Source organism: Kribbella sp. NPDC004536 (assembly GCF_042873835.1).
Lineage (GTDB): Bacteria > Actinomycetota > Actinomycetes > Propionibacteriales > Kribbellaceae > Kribbella.
On sequence record NZ_JBIALY010000004.1, the window covers coordinates 298,771 to 317,033 of the forward strand.

The 18,263-nt window shown below is 68.4% G+C and carries 14 protein-coding genes; 11 read left to right on the top strand and 3 right to left on the bottom strand.

Features of this window, described 5'->3' with window-relative positions; genetic code table 11:
* Window positions 1-130 precede the first annotated feature (130 nt).
* A complete protein-coding gene (locus ACFYRU_RS34645; protein WP_387666775.1) occupies window positions 131-2,119 on the top strand; it encodes an alpha-1,4-glucan--maltose-1-phosphate maltosyltransferase in 1,989 nt (662 codons plus the stop codon).
* On the opposite strand, the gene ACFYRU_RS34650 is transcribed toward ACFYRU_RS34645, so the two are convergent.
* Complete coding sequence (locus tag ACFYRU_RS34650) at window positions 2,116-3,267, bottom strand: threonine synthase (RefSeq protein WP_387666778.1); 1,152 nt, start codon at window positions 3,265-3,267, stop codon at window positions 2,116-2,118. The genes ACFYRU_RS34645 and ACFYRU_RS34650 overlap by 4 nt on opposite strands.
* Before the next feature lie 11 nt (window positions 3,268-3,278).
* Entirely contained in the window at window positions 3,279-3,851 is a 573-nt protein-coding gene (locus ACFYRU_RS34655) for a winged helix-turn-helix domain-containing protein (protein WP_387666781.1), read from the bottom strand.
* A gap of 211 nt (window positions 3,852-4,062) precedes the next feature.
* Between ACFYRU_RS34655 and ACFYRU_RS34660 the strand changes: the two genes are divergently transcribed.
* Window positions 4,063-8,472, top strand: coding sequence for a S8 family serine peptidase (locus ACFYRU_RS34660; RefSeq protein WP_387666784.1), 4,410 nt, complete (start codon window positions 4,063-4,065; stop codon window positions 8,470-8,472).
* An 80-nt stretch (window positions 8,473-8,552) separates the two neighbouring features.
* Complete coding sequence (locus ACFYRU_RS34665; RefSeq protein WP_387666787.1) at window positions 8,553-8,954, top strand: DUF3592 domain-containing protein; 402 nt, start codon at window positions 8,553-8,555, stop codon at window positions 8,952-8,954.
* On the opposite strand, the gene ACFYRU_RS34670 is transcribed toward ACFYRU_RS34665, so the two are convergent.
* A complete protein-coding gene (locus ACFYRU_RS34670) occupies window positions 8,951-9,508 on the bottom strand; it encodes a winged helix-turn-helix domain-containing protein (protein WP_387666790.1) in 558 nt (185 codons plus the stop codon). The genes ACFYRU_RS34665 and ACFYRU_RS34670 overlap by 4 nt on opposite strands.
* A gap of 216 nt (window positions 9,509-9,724) precedes the next feature.
* On the opposite strand from ACFYRU_RS34670, the gene ACFYRU_RS34675 reads away from it, so the two are divergent.
* From ACFYRU_RS34675 to glgB, 8 genes are all read left to right on the top strand, one after another.
* Window positions 9,725-10,807 carry an OmpA family protein gene (locus tag ACFYRU_RS34675; RefSeq protein ID WP_387666793.1) on the top strand — a complete coding sequence of 361 codons (1,083 nt, stop codon included), beginning with the start codon at window positions 9,725-9,727 and terminating at the stop codon, window positions 10,805-10,807.
* 182 nt (window positions 10,808-10,989) lie between these two features.
* A complete protein-coding gene (locus tag ACFYRU_RS34680) occupies window positions 10,990-11,520 on the top strand; it encodes a hypothetical protein (protein WP_387666796.1) in 531 nt (176 codons plus the stop codon).
* 151 nt (window positions 11,521-11,671) lie between these two features.
* A complete protein-coding gene (locus ACFYRU_RS34685; RefSeq protein WP_387666798.1) occupies window positions 11,672-11,884 on the top strand; it encodes a hypothetical protein in 213 nt (70 codons plus the stop codon).
* A complete protein-coding gene (locus ACFYRU_RS34690) occupies window positions 11,884-12,255 on the top strand; it encodes a type II toxin-antitoxin system HicA family toxin (protein ID WP_387666801.1) in 372 nt (123 codons plus the stop codon). Before ACFYRU_RS34685 ends, ACFYRU_RS34690 begins: the two co-directional genes overlap by 1 nt.
* 90 nt (window positions 12,256-12,345) lie before the next feature.
* A complete protein-coding gene (locus tag ACFYRU_RS34695) occupies window positions 12,346-12,603 on the top strand; it encodes a hypothetical protein (protein ID WP_387666804.1) in 258 nt (85 codons plus the stop codon).
* 281 nt (window positions 12,604-12,884) lie between these two features.
* Entirely contained in the window at window positions 12,885-14,606 is a 1,722-nt protein-coding gene (gene treS, locus ACFYRU_RS34700; protein WP_387666807.1) for a maltose alpha-D-glucosyltransferase, read from the top strand.
* Complete coding sequence (locus tag ACFYRU_RS34705) at window positions 14,607-16,019, top strand: aminoglycoside phosphotransferase (protein WP_387666810.1); 1,413 nt, start codon at window positions 14,607-14,609, stop codon at window positions 16,017-16,019.
* A gap of 12 nt (window positions 16,020-16,031) precedes the next feature.
* Window positions 16,032-18,260 carry a 1,4-alpha-glucan branching protein GlgB gene (glgB, locus tag ACFYRU_RS34710; protein ID WP_387666813.1) on the top strand — a complete coding sequence of 743 codons (2,229 nt, stop codon included), beginning with the start codon at window positions 16,032-16,034 and terminating at the stop codon, window positions 18,258-18,260.
* Window positions 18,261-18,263 lie beyond the last annotated feature (3 nt).

Sequence of the window (18,263 nt, forward strand, 5' to 3'; positions counted from 1 at the left end):
CACCCTCGGGATGCATCGATCTTGCAACGCGAGCAAGATTTTGCAGCCCTGTGTGTCACAGCCAGGTACTGGGAACCGATAACGTCAGTCCTGCAGTGCTCGCCATTCGAACAGGGAGTTCATCCACGCCATGACTGGGCGCATCCCGATCACCGACGTCACCCCGACCGTCGACGCCGGAGCGTATCCGGCCAAGGCAGCAGTCGGCGAGACGTTCACCATCGCGGCAACGGTCTTCCGTGAGGGCCACGACGCGGTGAACGCGAACGTCGTACTGACCTCGCCGTCGGGACAGACCAGACGGATGCTGATGACCCCGGTCGGCCAGGGCACCGACCGCTGGACCGTCGACGTGACGCTGCAGGAGCAGGGCGCGTGGACGTTCGCGGTCGAAGGCTGGAGCGACCCGTACGGGACGTGGCGGCACAACGCCGAGATCAAGATCCCGGCCGGCCTCGACGTCGACCTGATGTTCATGGAAGGCGCCGCGTTCTTCGACCGCGCGGCGGCCGGCGTACCACCCGCCGTACGGGCGGACCGGTCCACGCTGAGTGACGCGGCACACGCCCTCGCGAACGGAGCGCTGCCACCGGAGGCGCGGCTGGCCGCCGGGATCTCCCCGCAGGTACGGTCCGCGCTCGGGCGGTATCCGGTCCGCGAGCTGATCACGTCCTCCGAGACGTACCCGGTGTGGGTCGACCGGACGCGCGCGCTGTACAGCAGCTGGTACGAGTTCTTCCCGCGCTCGGAGGGGGCTCGCTTCGACGAGGCGTCGGGGCAGTGGGTCTCCGGCACCTTCCGTACCGCGGCGGAACGGCTCGAAGCGGTCGCGAAGATGGGCTTCGACATCCTGTACGTGCCGCCGATCCACCCGATCGGGCACTCGTTCCGCAAAGGCCCGAACAACACCCTCGACCCGAAGCCGGGCGATCCCGGTTCGCCGTGGGCGATCGGCTCCGAGGACGGCGGGCACGACGCGATTCACCCGGAGCTGGGGACCTTCGAGGACTTCGAGTACTTCGTCGGCCGCGCCCGCGAGGTCGGCCTCGAGGTCGCGATCGACCTGGCGCTGCAGGCATCGCCGGACCATCCGTGGGTCAAGGAGCACCCGAAGTGGTTCTCGGTCCGCGCCGACGGCTCGATCGCGTACGCCGAGAACCCGCCGAAGAAGTACCAGGACATCTACCCGATCAACTTCGACAACGACCCGGAAGGGATCTACGCCGAAGTACTGCGGATCGTGAAGCTGTGGATCTCCAAGGGTGTGACGGTGTTCCGGGTCGACAACCCGCACACGAAGCCGGTCAACTTCTGGGAGTACCTGCTCGGCGAGATCCGCAAGACCGACCCGGACGTGGTGTTCCTGTCGGAGGCGTTCACCCGCCGGCCGATGATGCAGGAGCTGGCGAAGGTCGGGTTCCACCAGTCGTACACGTACTTCACCTGGCGCAACGAGAAGTGGGAGCTCGAGGAGTACCTGACCGAGCTCACCAAGGAGACCGGTCACTTCCTGCGGCCGAACTTCTTCGTCAACACGCCGGACATCCTGACCGCCTACCTGCAGTACGGCGGGCCTGGCGCGTTCAAGATCCGCGCCGCGATCGCGTCGACGTCGTCGCCGGCCTGGGGCGTGTACGCCGGGTACGAACTGTTCGAGCACGTCGCGCTGAGGCCGGGCTCGGAGGAGTACCTGGACACCGAGAAGTTCCAGCTCCGCCCGCGGGACTGGGACGCGGCCGAGCGTGAAGGCCGCACGCTGGCGCCGTACCTGACGCTGCTGAACAACATCCGCCGCCGGCACCCGGCGCTGCAGCAACTTCGCAACCTGACGCTGCACTCCGTCGAGGACGAGGCGATCATGTGCTACTCGAAGCGCTCGACCGCAGCGGACGGCCACAGTGACACCGTCATCGTCGTGGTGAACACCGACCCGCACGCGGTCCGCGAGTCGATGGTCCACCTCGACATGGCCGCCCTGGGCATGCGCCCCGAAGACACCTTCACCGTCTACGACGAAATCAGCGGCGCCACCTGGCGCTGGGGCCAGAGCAACTACGTCAAACTCGACCCCAACACCAACCCCGCCCACATCCTCGCCGTCCGCCGCGGCCAAGCCTAGAGCGGAACGGTTTCCGGGTATTTGAGGCCGGTGCCGGTGTTGAGGGCTACTACCTGTTCGCCGGGGTGGAGCCAGCCGGATTCGCGGAGTTGGCGGATGGCGGCGAAGTTCGCCGCACCCTCGGGGCAGACGAAGGCGCCTTCGAGGCGGGCGACCTGATGCTGCTCGGCGAGGATGTCCGCGTCGTCGACGGCGATCGCGCAGCCGTTGGTCTCCGCGATCGCCCGCAGGACGAGGAAGTCGCCCAGCGCCTTCGGGACGGTGATGCCGAAGGCAACGGTCTGGGCGTCCGCCCACGGCTCGCTTTCGGGGAGGCCCTTCTCCCAGGCGCGGACGATCGGGGCGCAGCCGGTGGACTGGACGGCGACCAGCCGCGGTAGCGGGCCGTCGATCCAGCCGAGGTCGCGGAGTTCGTTCAGGGCCTTCCAGATGCCGATGATGCCGACGCCGCCGCCGGTCGGGTAGACGATGACGTCGGGCAGCGACCAGCCGAGTTGTTCGGCGATCTCGAGGCCCATCGTCTTCTTGCCCTCGATCCGGTACGGCTCCTTCAGCGTCGACGCGTCGAAGTACCCGGACTGCTCCCGCACATAGGCAGCCGCGTCCCCGATCAGCCCGTCGATCAACTGCAGCCGTGCCCCGACGACCGTCACCTCGCGCCGGCAGATCTCCGGCGCCGCGACCGGCATCGCGATCAGCGCCTCCATCCCGGCCCGCGCGGCGTACGCGGCCCAGGCCGACCCGGCGTTCCCGTTCGTCGGCATCGCGATCTTCCGGACACCGACCTCGTACGCCCGCGACACCCCGACCGCGGCGCCCCGCGCCTTGAACGTACCGGTCGGGATCAGCCCCTCGTCCTTCATCAGCAGCCGCTCGACGCCGACCTCCGCGCCGTACCGCGGCAGGGGGAGCAGCGGCGTCATCCCCTCCCCCAGCGTGATCACGTTCTCCGGCGACCGCACCGGCAACAGCTCGTGGTACCGCCACAGGTCCGGCGGCCGCCCCGCCAGGTCCCCCTTCGACCATGTCGGTACGCCGTACCGCGCGAGCAGCGGCGATCCGCACGGGCAGAGGCCGATGATCTGGTCGGCGTCATGGGTCGCGCCGCAGCGCGGACATTCCAGGTGGCTCAGAGCGGAAAAGGTCACGTCCGGCCACGTTACCCCGCGCGGAGATCGGTGATCTGCGGGCGCTGGTGATCGGTGAGCCGGAACCCGATCCCGCGGACGGCGTCGATGGTGACCGTCGTCCCGAGGTCGTCGAGTTTGCGCCGCAGCCGTTTCACCACGGAGTGGACGTCGGCCGTACCGCGCACGTTGCGGTCCCGCCAGACCGTCTGGTGCAGGGCGTCGTACGACCAGACCCGCGGCGGCGCCGACATCAGCCGGCCGAGCAGTTCCTGCTCGAGGTCGGTGAGCCCCACCTCGCGACCGCCCCACCGCGCGACCGAACGATCCGTGTCGATGGTGAGCACGTCCTCCTCCCCGGCATCCACGGCATCGACGGCATCGCGATCGGCGGCGGGCGACGAGCCGGCGGGCGGCGGCTGCGCGGCGGTGACCAGCAGCCGGCGGAGCTCGTCGAGGCTGGAGACGAGCAGCAGCGGCGCGACGTCGTCGACGAGTTCGGCCAGCCGGACACGTTGGTCCGGTGAGGCGGCGACCGCGATCAGCAGGGGAAAGCTCGCTGTCAGATCGGCGTCCGTCGGGGCGGGTTCACGGGCGGTGACCATCTGATCACGATGTCAATCGCTGCCCGGGATCGTCAACGAAACTGCCGACGTTTGCTCAGTTTGCTCACAGTTGCCTCGATCGGCGCGACAGTTAGTCACGAGTTGCTCACCAGGTGTGCTTGTTACCACGTTGTTCTGACACATAGCGTCCTGCTGCAGCAAGTGACTCGGGGGAGTCGACTCGGGGTCTTTCAAGTGAGGGGCTGCACAGATGTCACATCAACGAAAGGGACTCGCCAGATCACTGGTGAGCACCCTGGCGGCGCTGGCCGTCGTCGCGACCGGGATGGCCGCCGCCGGCCAGGCCCAAGCGTCTCCGCCGACGAAACCGGAAGCCACGCCATCGCCCGCCGCCAAGATCAAGCCGGAACTGATGGCGAAGCTGGACGGCAAGGACGCCAAGGCAGCGACGGACTACTGGGTCCGGTTCGCGGCCAAGGCCGACCTGACCGCCGCCAGCCGGATCACCAACTGGAACGAGCGCGGTACGGCGGTCGCCGCCGCGCTGAAGAAGGCCGCCGCGGACAGCCAGGCGAAGATCCGCGCCGACCTGGACGCGCAACACGTGAAGTACCAGGCGTTCTGGGGTACGAACGCGATCCGGATCGAGAACGGTTCGCTCGCGCTCGCCCAGGACCTGGCCACCCACTCCGAGGTCGAGGGCCTGTACGCGCCGGTCCAGATCGAGGTACCGAAGGTCACGCCGGGCCAGCAGGAGAAGGCGATCCAGTCGGTCGAGTGGGGCGTCGCGAACATCAAGGCGAACCAGGTCTGGTCGCAGTACGGCGACAAGGGTGAGGGCATCGTCGTCGCCAGCATCGACACCGGCGTGCAGTACGACCACCCGGCGCTGGTGCACCAATACCGCGGCAACAACGGCGACGGCACGTTCAACCACAACTACAACTGGTTCGACGCGGCCGGCACGTCGCCGAACGCTCCGTCCGACGGCAACGGCCACGGCACCCACACGATGGGCACGATGGTCGGCGACGACGGCGCGGGCAACCAGATCGGGGTCGCCCCGGGCGTCAAGTGGATCGCCGCGAACGGCTGCTGCCCGAGCGACGCCGCGCTGATCTCGTCCGGCCAGTGGATGCTCGAGCCGACCGACCTCCAGGGTCAGAACCCGGACGCCAGCAAGCGCCCGAACGTCATCAACAACTCCTGGGGCTCCACGCAGCCGTCGAACGACCCGTTCATGGAGGACATCACCAACGCCTGGACCGCGTCCGGGATCTTCGGTGCGTTCGCCAACGGCAACAGCGGCGAGCTGGGCTGTAACAGCAGCGGCTCACCAGGCAGCCTGACCAGCAACTACTCGGCGGGCGCCTACGACATCAACAACAACATCGCGTCGTTCTCCGGCCGCGGTGTGGGCCAGAACGGCACCATCAAGCCGAACATCTCGGCACCGGGTGTCAACGTACGCTCCAGCCTGCCGGGCAACACGTACGGCGCGTTCAACGGCACGTCGATGGCGACACCACACCTGACGGCCACTGTGGCGTTGCTGTGGGCCGCCTCGCCCGCACTCAAGGGTGACGTCGCCGCCACCCGGGCGCTGCTGAACCAGACCGCGATCGACACGCCGAACAGCCAGTGCGGCGGCACCGACGCGAACAACAACGTCTTCGGCCAGGGCCGCCTGGACGCGCTGGCGCTGGTGAGCGCCGCGCCGATCGGCGACACCGGCACGCTGTCCGGCACCGTCACCGCCGCCACCGGTGGCGCCGCGCTGGCCGGCGCGAGCGTGACGATCAAGGCCGCCGGCCAGCCCGACAAGACGCTGACCACCAGCAGCAACGGCACGTTCTCGTCGGTGCTCCCGGCCGGTGACTACAACCTGACGGTCGCGTCCTTCGGGTACAAGACCGCCACTGCGACGGCCACTGTTACCACTGGTCAGACCACCACGAAGAACTTCGCGCTGGAGAGCACTCCGCAGGTGAGCGTGGGCGGCACCGTCACCGACGGCTCCGGCCACGGCTGGCCGCTGTACGCGAAGGTGTCGGTCGAGGGTCCGGGTGGCGTGTTCGACTACACGACCCCGAGCAACGGCCGGTACAGCCTGAAGGTCCCGTCGGGTGCGGCGTACTCGCTCAAGGTCGAGACGAAGTACCCGGGGTACGCGACGGTCAGCCAGCCGATCACGGTCGGCAGCGGCAACCTGACCAAGAACATCGCGGTCCCGGCCGACGCCGACTCGTGCACCACCGCGCCCGGTTACAAGTGGGGTTCGGACGGCGTGTTCGAGACCTTCGACAACGGCACCACGCCGAACGGGTGGACCGTCGTCGACGGCAAGGGCAACGGGCAGGTCTGGAAGTTCGACGACCCGGGCAACCGGGGCAACCTGACCGGCGGCAGCGGCAAGTTCGCCGTCGCCGACAGCGACAAGTACGGCAGCGGTGGTCAGCAGGACACGTCACTGGTCAGTCCAGTGGTCGACCTGAGCTCCGTCACCGCACCGGTGATCCGCTTCAACCAGGACTTCAAGCGGCTCGGTGACAAGGCCGATGTCGACCTGTCGCTGGACGGCGGTGCCACCTGGACCAACGTGCTGCAGCAGACCGCGAACGCGACCGGCCAGCAGCAGATCGCGATCCCGCAGGCCGCTGGCCAGGCGAACGTGCAGGTCCGGTTCCACTACTACGAGGCGAAGTACGCCTGGTGGTGGGAGGTCGACAACGTCCTGATCGGCAGCCAGGTCACCTGTGTGCCGACCGGCGGCGGCATCGTCGTCGGCAACGTCAAGGACGCCAACACGAACGGTTTCGTGAACGGTGCGGTCGTCACCCACGACGGTACCACCGAGAGCGCGACCACCGTGGCGACGCCCGAGGACACCGGCCTGAACGACGGCTTCTACTGGCTGTACTCGGCGGCCGACGGCAACCAGAGCTTCACCGCCAAGGCCGGCAACTACGTCAGCTCGTCCGCAACCGTCGGGGTCGAAGCCGACTGGACCACGACCGCCGACTACACCCTGCAGGCCGGCCGGCTGGCCGTCACGCCGGGTGCGGTCTCCGGCAGTCTGCGGCTGCCGTCGGGCAAGGTGACCAAGTCGTTCAAGGTCACCAACACCGGTGGCGCGAACGTCGACGTGAAGTTCGGTGAGAAGGACGGCGGGTTCGTCCTGGAGAACGCGAACGGCACCAAGACCACCAAGGCAGAGGTGGAGAACGGGACCGGCGCACCGCTGCAGCGGCTCGCGGTGAACACCTCGTTCGCCCGGATGCTGTCCGGCAAGACCGGCTCCTCGCCGGCTGCCGCGAAGCCGATGGCGGCACCGTGGGCCGACATCGCCGACTACCCGGCGACGGTGATGGACAACCGCGTCGTCAACCTCGACGGCAAGGTCTACTCGATTGCCGGCGGCAACGGTAGTGCGTCGACGGCGAACAGCTACGTGTACGACCCGGTCGCGCTCGCGTGGACCGCGATCGCACCGCTGCCGGGCGCCCGGAACGCGATCACCGTCGGGGTGATCGGTGGCAAGATCATCGCCAGCTCCGGCTGGGCGGACTCGGGCCCGGCGCCGGAGACCTGGTCGTACGACCCGGCCGCCAACGCCTGGACCGCACTGGCAGCCAACCCGGCCCCGCGGGCCGCGGCGGGTCAGGCCGTGCTCGACGGCAAGCTGTACGCCGTCGGCGGGTGCACCACCGGCAGCTGCCTCCCGATGAGCAACACGGTCGTCCGGTACGACCCGGCGGCGAACGCCTGGGAGACGCTGGCGAACTACCCGCAGTCGGTCGCGTTCGCGTCCTGCGGTGCCATCGACGGCAAGCTGTACTGCGCCGGTGGTAACGACGGCACGAACTCGCTCAAGTCGGCCTACGTCTACGACCCGGGAGCAGACTCCTGGACCGCGATCGCGGACGCCCCGTCCGACCACTGGGCGGCGTCGTACGCCGTCGCCGGCGGGAAGCTGCTGATCGTCGGCGGCGTCCAGGCCGGTGCGGTCACCAACGCCGGGTTCGCCTACGACCCGTCGGCCGAGACCTGGTCGGCGCTGCCGAACGCCAACCTGCCGCGGTACCGCGGTGGCGCGGCGTGTGGCTTCTACAAGGTCGGCGGCTCGTCCGGCGGCTTCAACGCCACGGTGGACAGTGAGGCCCTGCCGGGTCTCGAGGACTGCACCGAGTCGGCGGCGGACGTGAGCTGGATGTCGCTCGACCAGACCGAGGTCACGCTGGCCCCGGGACAGTCGGCGACGGTCAAGGTCACGCTGTCGGCGAACGTCGACCAGCCCGGTGCCTACACGGGCGCCGTGACGATCGGCGAGAACACGCCGTACACGGTCCCGGCCGTCGGGGTGACGATGAACGTCACGCCGCCGACCACCTGGAGCAAGCTGATGGGTACGGTCACGGGCGTCAGCTCGGCCGGCGCGTCCGCTCCGCTGCCGGGCGCGATCGTCGAGGTGGACTCGTGGGCCCAGTCGTACACGTTCATCACCGACAAGGACGGTAAGTACGCGTACTGGCTGGACCGCCGCAACAACCCGCTCACGCTGATCGCCGCGAAGGACGGTTACAAGCCCCAGACCCGCACCACCAAGCTGGTCGCCGGCACACCCGTCGTCGAAGACTTCGCCCTGAAGTCGATCAAGTAGGCAGGTAGTACAACGCTCGGCCCCCGGGATGCTGAACTGGTCCCGGGGGCTGAGCCCTTTCTGGCACTAACATCCGGTGCATGGCCATGTTGGTGTTCGGGTGCGTCCTCACGGTCATGACCGCGTGGTTCGTCACGAGCTCGGTCCGCGAGGTGCTCTGGCTGCGCGGAGTACGCCGTACGGGCCGGCAGCTGACCGGCGAGGTCATCGACAACGAGGCGCGGCGTCGCTCGACGTACGGCGGCTACCTGCTCTATCCGGTGGTCCGCTACCAACTCGACGGCAAGCAGCACAGTGCCACGGTCCGCAACTGGCAGGGCAAGGTCGAGCTGGGCGCCGGGCTGCCACTGCTGGTCGACCCCTCGGACCCGTACTCCCCCGCGGTCGCCGATCGGGACTCGCTCGGGCGCGGGCTGTTCATCTCGCTCGGGATGTTCGCTGTGGCGCTGCTGCTGACCTACTGGGGCTGGCAGTCCCGCTAGGCAGTCGGGAGCAGGTGGAAGCCGACGCCGCGGACGGCGTGGATGGTCACGGTGGCGCCGAGGTTCGCGAGTTTCTGCCGGAGGCGTTTGACGACCGAGTGGATGTGCGAGCCGTGGCCGAGGTGCTCGTTGCCCCAGACGGCGTGATGCAGGCGCTGGTAGGTCCAGACGCGTCCGGGTTCCGCGACCAGGCAGTGCAGGAAGTCGTGCTCCAAGCGGGTCAGTGGCATCTCGCGGTCCTTCCAGCGGACCACGCGCCGGTCGAGGTCGAGGTGCAGTTCGCTGACCGGTTCGGGAACCGCCTTGATCGGCGTGGGCCGGACCGCGGGTCGCGACGTGCCGGCGAGCACGGTCTGTGCGGCGCTCGGCGCGATCGTGACGCCGGTCAGTTCGAGGAAGGCGCGGGCCTGGTCGGCGCTCGACACCAGCAGCAGCGCGTCGGCCTCACCCAGCAGCCGCGCCAGCTGCACGCGTTCGGCGGTGGACGCGGCCACGCCGATGATCAGTGACGAATCGGACGGTCTGTCTTCCGGCCCAGCGGCGATCGGCAACACGGCAAGCCCCTCCCAGTCGAAACCGGCCCGCCACAAGTACGGTTCAGGCCGCGAACTAAGTCAAGGGATTCACTGCGCAGCGGGCTGGCACATATGCGTCCTGTCCGAGACAGGACAGGAAAACCTGCGACTCCTCGCCGTGCTGCGTGCGCCGGGCAAGGGCTGCGGAGTAGTCTCCTGCCGCACGGTCGCTCTGCCCGCATCCACGGAGGAACAGTGCCCCGGCTCATTCGACGGCCGCTCGTCATCTGGCTGCTCGCGGCCCTCGCAGTGCCAGTACTGCTGACGGCTGTGCTGATTCCGGCGCGCGCCGGCACGACCGAGGACGACCTGCGGGAACGAACCCAGGCGGCCTTGAAAGCCCGTGGGATCGAGGCGAGCGTCGTCGACTTCGACGGCCGGGACGCGCACATCACCGTTCCGGCAGGCGTCGACGAGGCCGCGGTCCGGGACGTCGTCGCCGCGGTCGACGGGGTGCGGTCGGTGCAGATTTCCAACGGACAGGTCAGTACGCCGACTCCGACAGCGGTGAGCAGTGCGCCGGCGCAGGCCGACGTACCGGCGTTCGAGGTCGGCCGGACGGACCGGTCGATCCGGGTGCAGGCGCCGGTGCGGAGCCAGGCGGTGAAGGACGCGATCTCCGCCGAGGTGACGCAGTTGCTCGGACCGGATCGTGAGTACGACGACCGTACGACGATCGCCGCGGACGGGCTCGCCGACTTCTCGACGGTGTCCGCGCTGCTGCGGGCGCTCGCGATCGGGTCGGGCGACGCCTCGGTGCGGTACGACGGGAACACCGTGACGTTGTCCGGACAAGTACCGGACCAGGCGACCAAGGCGACCGTCGGACGGGCGGCGGCGAAGGCCGTACCTGGTGCCGTGATCGCGGATCAGCTCGTACTGCCGGCACCGTCGAAGAACGTGGTGAGTGAACCGTGCCGCACATTCCCGAGCCGGCTGGCCGAGTTCGGCCGGGTGTACCGGATCAACTTCCTGTCCGGTACGTCGATCGTCAACGACGCGTCCAAGCCGTCCGTACTGAAGGCGGCCGCGCTGCTGAAGTCCTGTCCGACGGCCCGCGTCGAGGTGGCGGGGCACACCGACAACCTCGGCTCGACCGCGTCCAGCCTGCCGCTGTCGGAGCGCCGCGCCGCGGAAGTGAAGGCGGAACTCGTACGGCTCGGCGTGGCCGCGGACCGGATCGTGACCAACGGGTACGGCGAGTCCTTCCCGATCGCGTCGAACGCCACCGGCGCCGGACGGATCGCCAACCGGCGGGTCGAGCTGCGGCCGCGCTGACGAACCTGAAACCCGCCCACGATGCCTGACGGAGTAGGGTCGTCGTGGTCCATAGCTTCTCCAGGGGATTCCATGAGTTGGCTGATCGCACAGGTCTGGGTCTTGCTCCTCGTCGCCTTCGTCCTCGGCAGCGCGGCCGCGTGGCTGCTGCACCGCCTCCGCCCGTCGAAAGGCACCCGCTGATGAGCTGGCTCCTCAGAGACAACTGGCTGGGCTCGCTGCTCGCCTTCCTCCTCGGCGCCGCCATCACCTGGCGCCTCCTCAACCGCCAATCCCCCGCACCCACAACCCCGGTCGCTCCCGTGGAGCACACCACACCCACGGCCGAGCGGACTGCTCCTGCTCGCATCGCCTCCTCCACACCACCTGCACAGGAAGCGCCGGCGCCGCCGATTGCAGTTGCGGAGGAGCCTGCGTTCTCGCAGTTGATGGACGGGGAGGCGACGCTCTTCGATCACATCGAGGAGGACAACACCGCAGTGCCGGCCGGCAGGTACGGCGAGGGCTCCGCGGACGCCGTACCGCACCAAGGCCCACCGGACGGCTTCACGATCAAGGGCAACGCCCAGTCGATGCTCTTCCACACCCCCGACTCGCCGTACTACGGCCGCACCAAACCCGAAGTCTGGTTCCGCACCGAGTCCGACGCCGAACGAGCCGGCTTCACCAAGTACACCCGCCGCCCCCGAAAATCCCCCGACCCCCGCAGCTGACCACCTGCCCGGCCGACCGCCTCCACGACGACGCACAGTCGCGGTCGCCGGTTCCGCCCGCTGCATGTTGGTTACAGCACGCGACGACCTCCAGGATTCTGACCCAGCGCAGATCTACGATCGCGACAGATCCACTACACAGGAGGCGGAGTTGCAGCGCGACATCACAGTTTCTTTCACAGTTGAGCAGGACGAGAACGGCACCTGGTGCGCCGAGGCAGCCCTGACCCCGACGTCCTTCGCGAACGGCGAGGGCGCGACGCGGGAGGCGGCCATCGAGGACCTGAAGGAAGCCGTCGCCACCCTGGCCGAGACCGTCGGCGTACCCGAGCAGCTGACGGTCGCCGTCGAGATCGACGGCTGATGGCGGCACCGAAGAAGCGCCGCGAAGCCGAAAAGGAGCTGAAGGCCAAGGGCTTCACCCAGCAGCCGGGACGCGGCAAGGGCAGCCACCAGGTCTGGAAGGACAGCAAAGGCAACTCGGTCACCGTTCCGACCCACGGGGACGAGATCGCCGCGGGCACCTGGCGATCGATCGAACGGCAGGCCAACCAGGCACCGCGCAAGCAGGCGCAGAGCGACACCCAGGCCGCGCAGCGGGCGGCTGGGTCCGGGGTTGCGGCGCCGGGGTCGAAGGGGCGTGGGTCGGGCCAGCAGGGTCAAGGCCAGCAAGGGCAGGGACAGAAAGGGCAGAAGCCGGCCAAGAAGAAGCGGTTCGGGTTCGGCAGTCGCTGAAGGCCGGGTCGACCCGTCGGGCGACGTACCGTTGCTGTGCACTGGTAAGCACAGCAAGGTGCGTCGCCCGACTGTTTGAAGGAGAACGCGATGGGAACCGATGCGCCGGAGCCGCACGAGCTCGCCGCGACGGACGAACCGCAGGGATCGGGCGAGGTACTGACGCCGGATGCCGTCTTCCTTGCGGGTGAAGGACAAGAGGGCCGGGGCGTCCACGCCGACGCGGCCCACCCGCCACTGGACAAGCTGTACCCGACCGGCCGTCGGCTGACGAAGGGCGGCCGCGCCCGCGGCGGGCAGGGACAGTACGCCGGGAAAGAGCGCGGGGAGCGCGACCGGAAGCGGTGATGTGAGCCGTCATCCAATCGCAGTGTGGACTGAGTGCGAGCCCTATTTGCTTGTACTGGCAAAGGGCCGCCAGACTGTGCTGAACGCCTTGCGGGACCGTCCTACCGACGGCGTCACCACATCACGGAGCTGCTCGAGCCACCACGCACTACCGCCTCTTTTGAGTACGCCGTAACGGGGTACCCGGAAGCAGTGCCTGGCCGAGCGGTCCACACACTGTCGCCACGTCGTGGCGGCACGCTGTAGTCAAGCTGTAGTACCGCTAGGTTTGGAGACACCCGATGGAGGTGAGCGTGACCGACATGCTGCCGGAGCAGCACCACGGACTGACGAAGAGTGACCCGCTGTGGTTCAAGCGGGCCGTCTTCTACGAGGTCCTCGTGCGGTCCTTCAAGGACTCGAACGCCGACGGCATCGGCGACCTGCAGGGCCTGACCGAGAAACTCGACTATCTCGAGTGGCTCGGCGTCGACTGTCTCTGGTTACCCCCGTTCTATCCGTCGCCGTTGCGCGACGGCGGCTACGACATCTCGCACTACACCGAGGTGATGCCGGAGATCGGGACGGTCGCCGACTTCGCCGCGTTCCTGAACCAGGCACACGCCCGCGGTATCCGGGTGATCGTCGACTTCGTCATGAACCACACCTCCGACCAGCACCCCTGGTTCCAGGCGTCGCGGGAGGACCCGGAGGGCCCGTACGGCGACTTCTACGTGTGGTCGGACACCGACGACACGTACGCCGACGCGCGGATCATCTTCGTCGACACCGAGACCTCGAACTGGACCTGGGACCCGGTTCGCGGGCAGTACTTCTGGCACCGGTTCTACTCCAACCAGCCGGACCTGAACTTCGAGAACCCGGCCGTCGGCGACGCGATGATCGAGGCGCTGAAGTTCTGGCTCGACCTGGGCGTCGACGGTTTCCGGCTGGACGCGGTGCCGTACCTGTTCGAGACCGACGGTACGAACTGCGAGAACCTGCCGCGGACGCACGAGTTCCTGAAGCGGGTCCGCAAGGAGGTGGACGCGAACTACGAGGACCGCGTCCTGCTCTGCGAGGCGAACCAGTGGCCGGCCGACGTGGTCGAGTACTTCGGCGACCGCGACTCCGGTGGCGACGAGTGCCAGATGGCGTTCCACTTCCCGGTGATGCCGCGCATCTTCATGGGCGTACGCCGGGAGTCCCGGTTCCCGATCTCCGAGATCCTGGCGCAGACGCCGGAGATCCCGGACACCTGCCAGTGGGGCATCTTCCTGCGCAACCACGACGAGCTGACGCTCGAGATGGTGACCGACGAGGACCGCGACTACATGTGGTCGGAGTACGCGCAGGACCCGCGGATGAAGGCGAACATCGGCATCCGCCGCCGGCTCGCACCGCTGCTGGACAACGACACCAACAAGATGGAGTTGTTCACCGCGCTGCTGCTCAGCCTGCCCGGCTCCCCGATCCTGTACTACGGGGACGAGATCGGCATGGGCGACAACATCTGGCTGGGTGACCGCGACGGTGTCCGGACCCCGATGCAGTGGTCCCCGGACCGCAACGCGTCGTTCTCGACGGCGACACCGGGCAAGCTGCACCTGCCGGTGATCATGGATCCGGTGTACGGCTTCCAGGCGGTGAACGTCGAGGCCGAGATGGAGAACGCGTCGTCGTTGCTGCACTGGACCCGGCGGATGATCCAGACCCGCAAGCAGCACCCGAGCTTCGGGATGGGTACCTTCACCGATCTCGGCGGCTCGAACCCGAGCGTGCTGTCGTACGTGCGGGAGTTCGGCGACGACGTGGTGCTGTGCGTCAACAACCTGTCCCGGTTCCCGCAGCCGATCGAGCTGGACCTGCGGCAGTGGCAGGGCGTGGAGCCGATCGAACTGCTGGGTGGCGTGCACTTCCCGGCGATCGGTGAGTTGCCCTACCTTCTGACCCTCGGCGCCCACGGTTTCTACTGGTTCCGGCTGCCGGCGGTGAAGCCGGAAGACCACGAGGAGAGCATTTAAGTGACTTCCCATCTGGACCAGGTCCAGTCCTTCTGCGCGACCCAGCGATGGTTCGGGGAGAAGGGACACGACGTTCACGTCGAAGCGCTGGCCACGTCGGCCTGGCTGTCCGACGCGGGCGCCTGGCCGGCGGTCCGGATCGGGTTCGTCTACTGTTCGGGCCCGCCCGGGTCGGAGTTCCCGATCCGGGTCTACCAGCTGCCGCTCAGCTACCACCGCGAACCGGCCGAGAACCTCGGCCACGCATTGGTCGGCGAGTGGATCGAGCAGGACCTCGACGACACCGAGGTCTGGGTGTACGACGCGCTGCACGACAAGGAAGCGACGCCGTACTGGCTGGACGCGCTCACGCACGGACGGCAGCTGGACGGGCTGGAGTTCCATCCCGTCCAGGCGCCGGACGGAGCTCTCGAGGTGCCGGAGCACGCGCAGTCGCTCGTCCTCACCGTGGAGCAGAGCAACACGTCGCTGGTGTTCGGCGACGTGGCGCTGCTGAAGGTGTTCCGCCGGCTCGAGCCCGGGAGCAACCCGGGGGTCGAGATCGAGTCGGCGCTCACCGAGGCCGGGTCCGAACTGGTCCCGGCGGTACTGGGGTCTGCGCGCGGTAGGTGGCCGCGCGCCGGCGGCGGTACCGACTCCGGTGAGCTGGCGATGATGACGGCGTTCCAGAGCAACGCGACCGACGGCTGGTCGTTCGCGACCTCGTCGGTCCGGGACCTGTACGCCGAGGCCGACCTGCACGCCGCGGAGGTCGGCGGCGACTTCGCGCCCGAGTCGTACCGGCTCGGTGCGAGTACGGCGCAGGTGCACTCGGAGCTGGCGAAGGCGCTCGGCACCGACATCTGGGAGCCGGCCAAGCTGGTCGAGCACGCGTCCGCGATGCAGCGGCGGCTCGATCACGCGGCGTCCGTGATTCCGGAGCTCGATCCGTACCGCGAGGGCCTCGGGCGGTGGTTCGACGAGCTTGCCGCGTACGACCAGCCGGTGACGGTGCAGCGGATCCACGGTGACTACCACCTCGGGCAGGTGCTGCGCACGATCGACGGCTGGAAGCTGATCGACTTCGAGGGCGAGCCGGCCAAGTCGCTGATCGAGCGGCGCGCGCTGGACACGCCGGTGAAGGACATCGCCGGGATGCTGCGCTCGTTCGACTACGCGGCCCGGTCGTTGCTGGCCGACCACCAGGGCGACCAGCAGATCGCGTACCGGGCGGCCGAATGGGCGGCCCGGAACCAGAAGGCGTTCGGCGACGGGTATGCCGAGGTCGCGGGCACGGACCCGCGGCAGCAGACCGTGCTGCTGAACGCGTTCCTGGCCGACAAGGTCATCTACGAGGTCCTCTACGAGGCCCGCAACCGTCCCACCTGGCTCCAGATCCCACTGTCCGCAGCAGCCCAGCTGGCCGAGCAGTAGCAGGAGGTTCCGATGAGCGAGCGTGAGCCCTTCGAAGAGCCCGTGGTGGCTGTCGATCTCCCCGTCGTGACCGCGGTGGCGGTTGATCGGACCGCGTTGGAGCGGCTGGTGGCGGGGACGTTCCACGATCCGCACCAGGTGCTCGGGCCGCATCTGGGCGAGCACGGCGTCACGGTACGGGCGCTGCGTCCGTACGCGAAGACCGTGACCGTGCTGTACGACGACCAGCGCCTGGAGCTCCGGCACGAGTACGACGGTGTCTGGGTCGGCGTACTCGACACCGACAAGGTGCCGGACTACCGCCTCGAGGTCACCTACACCGACGGTCCCGCGACCGAGGTCGACGACCCGTACCGGTACCTGCCGTCGCTCGGCGAGGTCGACCTGCACCTGATCGGCGAAGGCCGGCACGAGCAGCTGTGGACGGTGCTCGGCGCGCACGTCCGCCGGTACGACGGCCCCGGCGGCCAGGTGACCGGTACGTCGTTCGCGGTCTGGGCCCCGAACGCGCAGGGCATCCGGCTGACCGCCGACTTCAACTTCTGGGACGGCCGCGCGCATCCGATGCGGTCGCTCGGCAGCTCCGGGGTATGGGAGCTGTTCGTCCCGGGCGTCGGGCCTGGTACGCGGTACAAGTTCGACATCTGCGGGCGGGACGGCGTCTGGCGGCAGAAGGCCGACCCGATGGCGAACCTGGCCGAGACTCCGCCGGCGAACGCGTCGGTGGTGCACGAGTCGACGTACGAGTGGGACGACGACGCCTGGATCCAGCGGCGCGCGGCGAGTCAGGCGTACGCCGAGCCGATGAGCGTGTACGAAGTCCATCTCGGCTCCTGGCGCAAGGGCAAGTCGTACCGCGAACTCGCCGACGAGCTCGTTGCCTATGTCAACGACATGGGATTCACCCACGTCGAGTTCATGCCGGTGATGGAGCACCCGTTCGGCGGGTCCTGGGGCTACCAGGTCACGTCGTACTTCGCGCCGACGTCTCGCTTCGGCGATCCGGACGACTTCAAGCATCTCGTCGACCGGCTGCACCAGGCCGGCATCGGCGTGATCGTGGACTGGGTGCCGGCGCACTTCCCGAAGGACGCCTGGGCGCTGGCCCGGTTCGACGGTACGCCGCTGTACGAGCACCCGGACCCGCGCCGCGGCGAGCAGCCCGACTGGGGCACGCTGGTGTTCGACTTCGGCCGGCCGCAGGTGCGGAACTTCCTGGTCGCGAACGCGATCTACTGGGCCGAGGAGTTCCACATCGACGGCCTGCGCGTCGACGCGGTCGCCTCGATGTTGTACCTGGACTACTCGCGTTCCGAGGGACAGTGGGTCCCGAACCAGTACGGCGGCCGGGAGAACCTGGAGGCTGTCTCGTTCCTGCAGGAGATGAACGCGACGCTGTACAAGCGGGTCCCGGGCGTGATCACGGTCGCCGAGGAGTCGACGTCCTGGCCGGGTGTCACCCGCGCGACGCACCTCGGCGGGCTCGGGTTCGGGTTCAAGTGGAACATGGGCTGGATGAACGACTCGCTCCGCTACCTGGAGCACGAGCCGGTGCACCGGCAGTACCACCACCACGAGATGACGTTCTCGATGATGTACGCGTACTCCGAGAACTTCGTCCTCCCGCTCTCCCACGACGAGGTCGTGCACGGCAAGGGCTCGCTGCTGCGCAAGATGCCGGGTGATCGCTGGCAGCAGCTGGCGAACCTGCGCGCGTACCTGGCGATGATGTGGGCGCACCCGGGCAAGCAGCTGCTGTTCATGGGCTGCGAGTTCGGCCAGGAGTCGGAGTGGTCGGAGAAGGGTGAGCTGGACTGGTGGCTGCTGGACCACAGCGACCACAAGGGCCTGCAGGACCTGGTCCGCGACCTGAACGCGGCGTACAAGGACAACCCGGCGTTGTGGGGTACGGACCACGACGCGGAGAAGTTCAGCTGGATCGACGCGAACGACGCCGGCAACAACGTGTTCTCGTTCGTCCGGTACGGCTCTGACGGCCAGCCTACGGTTGCGTGCATCGCGAACTTCTCCGCGCTGCCGCACCACGGGTACCGGCTCGGTCTGCCGTACGCCGGCCGCTGGGAGGAGATCGTGAACACCGACGCGAACTCGTACGGCGGATCCGGAGTCGGCAACTACGGCGCGGTCGAGGCCAACGGGACCGAGTGGCACGGGTTGCCGTCGAGCGCAGAGCTGTCCGTGCCACCCCTGGCGACGGTGTACCTGCGCTTCACCGGGTAGCGT

Bases quoted from the DNA above. Each gene is read 5' to 3' on its own strand.
- ACFYRU_RS34680 (WP_387666796.1), top strand. From the start codon at position 10,990: ATGAGCTGGCTCCTCAGAGACAACTGGCTGGGCTCGCTGCTCGCCTTC.
- ACFYRU_RS34645 (WP_387666775.1), top strand. From the start codon at position 131: ATGACTGGGCGCATCCCGATCACCGACGTCACCCCGACCGTCGACGCC.
- ACFYRU_RS34690 (WP_387666801.1), top strand. From the start codon at position 11,884: ATGGCGGCACCGAAGAAGCGCCGCGAAGCCGAAAAGGAGCTGAAGGCC.
- ACFYRU_RS34660 (WP_387666784.1), top strand. From the start codon at position 4,063: ATGTCACATCAACGAAAGGGACTCGCCAGATCACTGGTGAGCACCCTG.
- ACFYRU_RS34655 (WP_387666781.1), bottom strand. From the start codon at position 3,851: ATGGTCACCGCCCGTGAACCCGCCCCGACGGACGCCGATCTGACAGCG.
- ACFYRU_RS34665 (WP_387666787.1), top strand. From the start codon at position 8,553: ATGGCCATGTTGGTGTTCGGGTGCGTCCTCACGGTCATGACCGCGTGG.
- treS (WP_387666807.1), top strand. From the start codon at position 12,885: ATGGAGGTGAGCGTGACCGACATGCTGCCGGAGCAGCACCACGGACTG.
- glgB (WP_387666813.1), top strand. From the start codon at position 16,032: ATGAGCGAGCGTGAGCCCTTCGAAGAGCCCGTGGTGGCTGTCGATCTC.
- ACFYRU_RS34695 (WP_387666804.1), top strand. From the start codon at position 12,346: ATGGGAACCGATGCGCCGGAGCCGCACGAGCTCGCCGCGACGGACGAA.